Annotated in this window: 7 protein-coding genes, 1 tRNA gene and 1 pseudogene; 1 reads left to right on the plus strand and 8 read right to left on the minus strand. The window is 43.4% G+C overall.

Features of this window, described 5'->3' with window-relative positions; all coding sequences use genetic code 11:
- Positions 1 to 130 precede the first annotated feature (130 nt).
- From QTO00_RS11245 to QTO00_RS11280, 8 genes and pseudogenes are all read right to left on the minus strand, one after another.
- Positions 131 to 1,132 (minus strand): LacI family DNA-binding transcriptional regulator, encoded by a 1,002-nt coding sequence (locus tag QTO00_RS11245; protein WP_331424899.1) that lies wholly within the window; start codon positions 1,130 to 1,132, stop codon positions 131 to 133.
- Positions 1,133 to 1,228: 96 nt separating this feature from the next.
- Positions 1,229 to 1,669 (minus strand): annotated as a pseudogene (locus QTO00_RS11250) (ChbG/HpnK family deacetylase); the annotation flags it as partial.
- A 32-nt stretch (positions 1,670 to 1,701) separates the two neighbouring features.
- Entirely contained in the window at positions 1,702 to 1,962 is a 261-nt protein-coding gene (locus QTO00_RS11255; RefSeq protein WP_331424901.1) for a hypothetical protein, read from the minus strand.
- Between the two features lie 44 nt (positions 1,963 to 2,006).
- Entirely contained in the window at positions 2,007 to 2,390 is a 384-nt protein-coding gene (locus QTO00_RS11260) for a hypothetical protein (RefSeq protein WP_023585702.1), read from the minus strand.
- 102 nt (positions 2,391 to 2,492) lie between these two features.
- Positions 2,493 to 3,728, minus strand: coding sequence for a tyrosine-type recombinase/integrase (locus tag QTO00_RS11265; protein ID WP_331424902.1), 1,236 nt, complete (start codon positions 3,726 to 3,728; stop codon positions 2,493 to 2,495).
- A gap of 111 nt (positions 3,729 to 3,839) precedes the next feature.
- Positions 3,840 to 4,820: a restriction endonuclease gene (locus QTO00_RS11270; RefSeq protein WP_331424903.1), complete on the minus strand. Its 981-nt coding sequence runs from the start codon at positions 4,818 to 4,820 to the stop codon at positions 3,840 to 3,842.
- Positions 4,821 to 5,244: 424 nt separating this feature from the next.
- The gene (locus QTO00_RS11275; protein WP_331424904.1) at positions 5,245 to 5,805 is read right to left on the minus strand and encodes a hypothetical protein; all 561 of its coding nucleotides are present in this window, start codon (positions 5,803 to 5,805) and stop codon (positions 5,245 to 5,247) included.
- Positions 5,806 to 6,324: 519 nt separating this feature from the next.
- A tRNA-Leu gene (locus QTO00_RS11280) sits at positions 6,325 to 6,409 on the minus strand.
- A 310-nt stretch (positions 6,410 to 6,719) separates the two neighbouring features.
- Here QTO00_RS11280 and QTO00_RS11285 point away from each other — a divergent pair.
- Positions 6,720 to 7,196, plus strand: coding sequence for an RDD family protein (locus QTO00_RS11285; RefSeq protein ID WP_331424905.1), 477 nt, complete (start codon positions 6,720 to 6,722; stop codon positions 7,194 to 7,196).
- Positions 7,197 to 7,379 lie beyond the last annotated feature (183 nt).

Below are 7,379 nucleotides of genomic sequence, written 5' to 3' on the forward strand. Positions count from 1 at the left end.
TGGTAGAAATCTAACGCTTCTTCACATCGTCCAGCAAAAAATAGGTAAGGGGTAACTCGATACATTGTCTATCTCCATGTTGTTACTTTAAAGATAGACAACTTTTTGAATAAACGCGGAAAAAGCGCATTTAGTAATTGATGCGCTTTTGGGAGTTGCGGACTTTTAACTGAGGTTCAAACGATGGCAAAGGTGCAATATCTTTTTTGCCAATTAGGTGCTTAACTTGTAAAGCGGCGGCTCGCGCCATCTCACTAATTGGGAAGTGAACAGCGGTAACGGTTGGATAGAGTTCTGAACAGCGATCAATACTATCAAAGCTGACGATGGATATTTGCTCGGGAACCGCAACGCCAGATTCATGAAGATACTGCAGGGCTCCAACGGTCATCTCTTCACTACAAGAGAAAATAGCCGTGAGCTCTGGCGCTGAAGCCAGTAGTTGTTTCATTGCCTGATAACCACTTTCTCTACCATAGTCACCTTTGGCACACCATGAGTCTTGCACCACGATGCCTGCTTTCTGCATCGCATCTAGATACCCCTGCTTTCTTAATTGACTGTTGGTGCGATGAGGTGGACCGGCAATACAGCCTATATTTACGTGACCACAATTTAGAAGATGTTCGACACCAATTCGACTCGCTTTTGCGTGATCAAATGTTATGCACCTCTCTTCTAAATTCGGAACAAATCGATCAAGCAGTACAAATGGCGTGGGTTGCAAAGATAAGGTAACCAGCTCTTGGTCAGATAGATAGCGACAGTGTAAAACATACCCTTCACAACGAAGATCGTTAAAGCGCTGAATCGCCTCTTTTTCGCCCTCTGCTGAGTGATGCCCTTGAGCCGTGATCAGAAACTTTTTGTGCTGGTCCAGTTCAGTTTGAACTTCATCCATTAAAGCACCAAAAAAGCCACCGGTATAATAGGTAACAAGTAAACCGACCATATTGGTTGAAGAGGTCGCAAGTGAGCGAGCAATCGCACTCGGACGATAGTTTAGCTGCTTCATTGCTTCTTCAACTTTTTGCCGCGTCTCCTCTTTAAATTTGCCTTCGCCATTAATAATACGCGACACCGTTGAACGGTTGACACCTGCTAGCTCAGCAACATCTTTTATCCTTGCCATACTTTCCTATGCTTGATCAAATAAATAAAGGGACTGCCAGAATGTAAGGTGATAACGTTAGGGGATCCTGGCAGTCATAAAGCATCCTACACTCAGCTATTGGTGCTGGGTAGTTAAAGCGGAATAATCCGTGACTTCGATTGAATGGCGAGCAAGTAATATAGAGAGTTTGTCATTGGTAAGAACTTGCAGCTCTTTTTCTCGCTGCAAAGCGTAGCCACTGGTCTCCGACAAAGCTATATCTACGATTGCCGGGTGGCACATGACTTCAACTACATCATACTGTTTTCGCATCTCATATAAGTGCTCAAGCAAACCATCAAGTTCCACTCTTTGGTCATAAAACTGATCACTAAAAGCATACCTTAGATGCTCAACACTCTGACCGCGAAGTGGCACGCCATATTTTTCAGCGATTTCAGTCACTATCGGCAATAGTAAAGGGTGAGTGTGGGCATGGTGATGACTATCAATGTGGCTAAGTTCTAAGCCCAAATCTAAAAAAGCCTCCACCTGCGCAATACACTCGTTATAGATCACCCTGCACATCTAGTACAGCGGTGATATCTTTAAGTGGGATCCAACTTCGACAATAAAGACCCCCCCTTGATTACCCGATATACGGATATAAAGTTCCTTCTCCCCTGATGAATAGCAATTTCATAGAACAAATGATTTTCCGTTTTCGGCGATAGCTTTTTCGCTTTGCCTTCGAGCACAATATGAGTGAAATGGTCAACTGGTAACTCTTCCACGACTGTTACTTGTTCATTACCCTCTACGATTTCAGGTTGAACCGTTTCTTGTTTATTGCTTGGTTTACGTGCCATAGGACACCTCCTTTAAGATGGAATTGTTCAGGTTTAATTTGATTTTAAGATTCAGCTTGGTCAGCGAGCTTGGCGACAGGGAACGTTGGACTGTTCATAGGAGCACAGCAGTACACACCAGCGCCTTCCATGGTCACTATGGCGACCGCTAATAGCCAAGGACAGTCAGGAGAGTTAAGAATTAGCACCCACTCGCTAAAGTTACTAAGAAACCTTAGAAAATGCTGGTCTTCCTCAGATTCTTCACTCAAGGTTTCGTCGGTATCGGACTCCTCAATCAAGTACAAGGTCGTACCGACTTCATCCCAGAACGCTTTCGTATTTTCTTCATCACCGAATGGCTCAATCAGGTGTTCGAGTAGTTTTGCTTTCACACCATCAGGCATTGGCAGTGATTGAATGTCTTCAAACTTGTTTACTGTTTTCATTTCTAATCTCCGTTTAATAATGAAAAAGCCCCTGTTTAGCTCATCGCTAAACAGGGGCTTTTCTAATGTCATTTCTAAATTAACTGGTTAAACCTAACTTCTTCATTCCCAACGTATCTCCGGCTTCGCAGTCACCATATCCGACAAGCGAGAGCCAATCTCCCTCCGACGCCCTACAGTCAATTTTGAGTAGCGCCTTGTTGATGACAGGTCAGCGTGATTTAACTGCTTGGCTATGTCGTGTAACGAGACTCCTTGGCTAGCTAACAAACTTCCAACCGTATGGCGAGCACTGTGCAGGGTTAGATTCGCTTTATCACCCGGTATGTCGGGCAGTCCCATCTTGGCTTTAATAGCCTTGAAAGCATGCCTAGGTTGCCCTACTGGTTTACCCTTTTTGCGTCCAGGAAAGAGATACGGATTATTCGCCACATGAGGCACCGACCTCAAAATCTCAAGCATGTAATCGCTCAGATAAATAACGTGGCTACTACCATTTTTCGTATGCGGGATAGTGAGAGATTTCTCCTCCCAATTCACATCGGATTTCAAGCGCAAACGAAGTTCTTTATCCCTCGCGCCAGTCAAAAACAGCAGAACTAAGTACGCACCAATGCTCTTATCTTCATGGTTCAGAGCGTGACCTATGAACTCCTTTAGCTGTGATTCGGACAAGTAACCAGTGCGCACGTTATCTTCTTTTAACAAGCTCACCTTGTCAGCAATGAGCGGAGCGTCCATCAACTTGTATGCTTGACGATTGATCGTTTTGAGCAGGGCTAGAACACGGTTTATCGAAGCAGGAGCATATGGTTTCCCCTTAATCGTAACTGCGTTTTGCATCTCCATTTGGACTTTGATGATATCGGCGGCGGTTAGGTCGTGAATCGAGATATGGTATATCGACTTTGCTAAACGAAACCGAGCAACATCATCCTTCCAGCTACGTTTCTGTTTAGCCAGTGGCAGGTAAACTTCATCAAAGAACCGTTCCAGAGTCATCGTCTTCTCGGTAGTCTGATTGTCACGCTCAAGCTTGGGATCAACGCCTTCTATAATTTGCTGGCGATACTCTTTGGCTGTTTTGCGCAGTGTGGCGAGGTCAGTTTCAGGGTGCTTACCAAGACCAATAGAGGCTTTCTTACCTGTTACCGCACTGGTATAGCGGAGTAAGAAGCGTTTCCCGCCAGACTTACCTACTAAGCAGCGAACGCCAGTAGGCAAGCCACTATCTTTCATAGCAGACAAGTTAACTTCGTAGTCGGCGAATTTAGCGGTTTTAGGGTTGGGTTTAAGGTTGTTGAGGAAAGTGGTGGTGAGTCGCTGTGATTTACTCATTCAAACCTCCATTAAGATATAGATTCTTAATCTTATTAAATGCTTGAAGGAGGTTTTATTTCGGCTATTTTATATACAGATATGCACACTGACCGAATATTGATTTGAAGTCTAAGATGTGATTACCTGCGGCAATATCCCGATACCCAGTTGTTCTTTGCTTAAAGGTGACAACTCATCAATTCTATCGTAAATCCAATCAACAAGCTTTGAGCCATCCATTACGGAAACATTCTCTTTCTTGGCAAGCTCCAAAGTCTCATCAGCTACATTTGCTGTAGTAATAAGCCATTTATCAACATGTTCATCTTCTTCGATAGCAGCCAGTTGGCGAATTCCCCAACCACTAGTTTCACCTCTATGGTGCTTAACTTGGATAAACACTCGGTTACTCGATACCGGGTCAGTGCGACTTGCCTCAATGTCGACATCAGAAATATCTGAGGTCTTATTTTTCGCAGCTATATGAGCAGAGTATCCTTCCAACTCCATGAGCTCTTTAACCAACCTTTCTAAGCCATAACCTCCACTTGCCAAAGTAGTCGAGCCATTTCTTAATCTAGAAAGTAGAGTCTCTTTAAAGTCAGCAACTTGTTTATCCTTCTTCTGTTGAAAAATACTGTCAAAACAGACTTGGTTGTTGTCTTTTAACTGAGTGACGTACCCCTCTATTTCATCTGCGAATTCATTCAATGAAGCAATAGTCATTCTGATTTTTAATCGACTTTCCAATCGCTGTGATAACTTCGCGCGAGGAATTTTAATCGGCTCACCATGTTCATTTTTAAAGTAATCGACATTAATACGATTAGCTCCATAGCCGCCATTTTCATCATAAGACTTTCCGCCTCGAACAATTCCAATAACAATAGCTCTATGTACAGGAACTACGACTATATCTCCGGGCTTAGCATGGAAAAATCGAGAAATTTGATTTCTCTGTCGACCAATATTGATCTGCTCACCTTCAACATATTTCATTAAATCTTCAAAGTTAGAGAAAGACGACATCTCAATACAGTCCCACCCGTACCCAGCTAAATTTTTAGAAATTAATTCACTTGGGCTTCGAACCAAAATTATCTTACTCACACTTTCTCCTTAAAGCTCATGCAAACCCGCACACCGAATTTCACCACCCGAACCACTAACATATTAATAATAACCAGTACAACAGCGGCCTACGGCAAGCTGTTGTACTGGTTATTATATATTTAATATCAATACCCTATCCGAAACCTAGCTCCCACTCCATCCCACCACATTTACAAAATCAACTAGTCACAGACACACGAAACAAAGTGAGTCCCTATATCTCGCATAGAAACTCAATCGCAAGCATATAGCTCAGAGCACACCGAGAGCCGAGACACTAATCCCGTACAATTACCATCAGAAGGTACTCTAGTAGCCACCGAATGAGCTTAGGGCAGCGATATTCACACACTGATGGTAGTAGTAGCGATGGAGAATACCGCCATTCATCACGCTTTAATGAGGTCGGTAAGTCAGCCTACTAACACCTAACCCATTTTTTCTTGGACTGAGGACTACGCTTGATTTGGTTATTTTTGGAAAGCTCATTGATTGCCTTGGTAAAATCTGACTTTGACAGCCCTAGCTGCTTTTGAAAGCTAGGATCTAAAGCACGAGGAGACTTCAAAGCATGAAGAAGCTTTTCTTCAGGGGATCTGGGGGTTGTCTGTTGTGGCTTAACAATTGGAACAACGGTGTTCTCTCTAGTTCTGATGCTTTGACAAGGTGCGCCTAATTGCTTGCACTGAAACTCAAATGCTGAAATCAAACTTTCATCGTTACTGTATAGCTCAAAATGAACAGAGCCCAACTGCTTTTTATCTAAAGCGAGCAGCACCCTAGACAGATATGCAATGATATAGAAATCGGCTTGGTTCTGACCTGTCGGATAGTCAGATAAGAACAGGTACAACGACTTTTCACAAACAAGCTTGACTGAATCTGACTTAGAAAAAACAAAGACTTTATCAACAACAGAAGCGTTAATTTTTTCTAGCTCCTTAAGTCCTACATTTTCAGCATCGACGAAAATCATCTTCATAGTTGGTCAAGCTCCATTTGTTCACCACTATAAAGAAGATTACACAGTTGCATATCGATATCAACTTGGGTTAATTCATTTGTGTGATTGATTGTAGGTGTATTACCCCAACGCGCTTACTACACACACCACAAAACCTCCTATCTCAAACCGACTTTTCGACTATCCGTCAAAACGATCAGTTGTTCCATAAAGGCAAAGCCAAAACCTCATAGCACCGTAAAGTCACCATGGTCGTACCATGGTTTTGTTAGCTCAGAGCCCTTACTAATACTGGCTTGCGCGACGGCTGCTTTTTGCATTTGTTGGATTTACTGGGATTCCCTTGCGCACAGAATCGTCATGCGATGAACCATATATGGACCATGGGAGAAATTTTAAGGCGGATAAGGAGAGCCTATTTGGGGAAGAAAAGAAGCGATAGCAGGAAAGGGATTTTGAGGTAAGCATCTGAAAAGTAGAACATTTTCAAGCACCCAAAACGACGAAAGGCCGCTATAAAAGCGACCTTTCTATGTATGGTACCGGTGGGCGGACTTGAACCGCCACGCCCGAAGGCAACGGATTTTGAATCCGTCGTGTATACCAATTTCACCACACCGGCATCTTGAGGCTATCACCTCTTGATGTTTGGCATTATACGTATGCATTTTAGCGGCGCAAGAAGAAATACCTTAGATAACCATCGTTTGCTGATAATTTCACCATATGTGTGACCGGAGCACAGGCGTGGGTATCTTGCTAACACTATGTCATCACATGCTCTTACGCGGCGAGGGGCTTGTTAACTCGCTGCACTCACCTTTTAAAGGCTAAAGTGTGCAGTAATCAAGGAGTCTGTGCGCAAGCTCTCTTTTCAGAGTTAAGCCAAACCTATATTCTTTCGCCTAGTGAGTTTTGGGTAAGTAGGATTTATGTCGAAGAGTGAAGCTTTACCACCAGCCGGTTTATTTCGCCGCCTCGGTGCGCTTTTATATGATGGTTTGATTATCATTGCCGTCGAGATGATGGCAGCAGGTGTCATAGTCGCAATTTTACATGCATTGGTAGGCATGGGTTTATTTGCCCATGTTGGCTATGAGGATGTAAGCGACTTTTTAACTAATCACCCTGTTTGGAGCCCAATCTACACGGCTTATTTAGCGTTTGTTTGGATCTACTTCTTTGTATTCTTTTGGACACGAGCAGGTCAAACCTTGGGAATGCGTGCATGGAAACTACACATGCGCGGAAATGATGGCTCTCCTGTGACTGTCACACAGGCGCTGATCCGTATTGGAACCTCAGGTTTTGGCTTAGCCAACCTTATGGTACCTATCGACCCACAAAAACGCGGTTTCCATGATATTTGGGCCAAAACCCAAGTCGTCGTGTTGCCAAAGGCAAACTAAATCGAGCAGATACAAAAAAGGAAGGCTTCGTGCCCTGTCTCTTATACACAAATCCTCGAACTCAGTTCGAGGATTTTTTTTGAACTCATTTCCAAGGCTGAGATCTGATCACTTAAGTAATATTGATTAGGTAGCTAATATGGAAAACTCAACACCAATGGAGTGGGCACAGGTACAATTTGG

The sequence above is a fragment of the Vibrio sp. M260118 genome, assembly GCF_036533755.1.
In the GTDB taxonomy this organism is placed as follows: Bacteria; Pseudomonadota; Gammaproteobacteria; order Enterobacterales; family Vibrionaceae; genus Vibrio.

Bases quoted from the DNA above. Each gene is read 5' to 3' on its own strand.
- QTO00_RS11260 (WP_023585702.1), bottom strand. From the start codon at position 2,390: ATGAAAACAGTAAACAAGTTTGAAGACATTCAATCACTGCCAATGCCT.
- QTO00_RS11245 (WP_331424899.1), bottom strand. From the start codon at position 1,132: ATGGCAAGGATAAAAGATGTTGCTGAGCTAGCAGGTGTCAACCGTTCA.
- QTO00_RS11285 (WP_331424905.1), top strand. From the start codon at position 6,720: ATGTCGAAGAGTGAAGCTTTACCACCAGCCGGTTTATTTCGCCGCCTC.
- QTO00_RS11265 (WP_331424902.1), bottom strand. From the start codon at position 3,728: ATGAGTAAATCACAGCGACTCACCACCACTTTCCTCAACAACCTTAAA.
- QTO00_RS11275 (WP_331424904.1), bottom strand. From the start codon at position 5,805: ATGAAGATGATTTTCGTCGATGCTGAAAATGTAGGACTTAAGGAGCTA.
- QTO00_RS11255 (WP_331424901.1), bottom strand. From the start codon at position 1,962: ATGGCACGTAAACCAAGCAATAAACAAGAAACGGTTCAACCTGAAATC.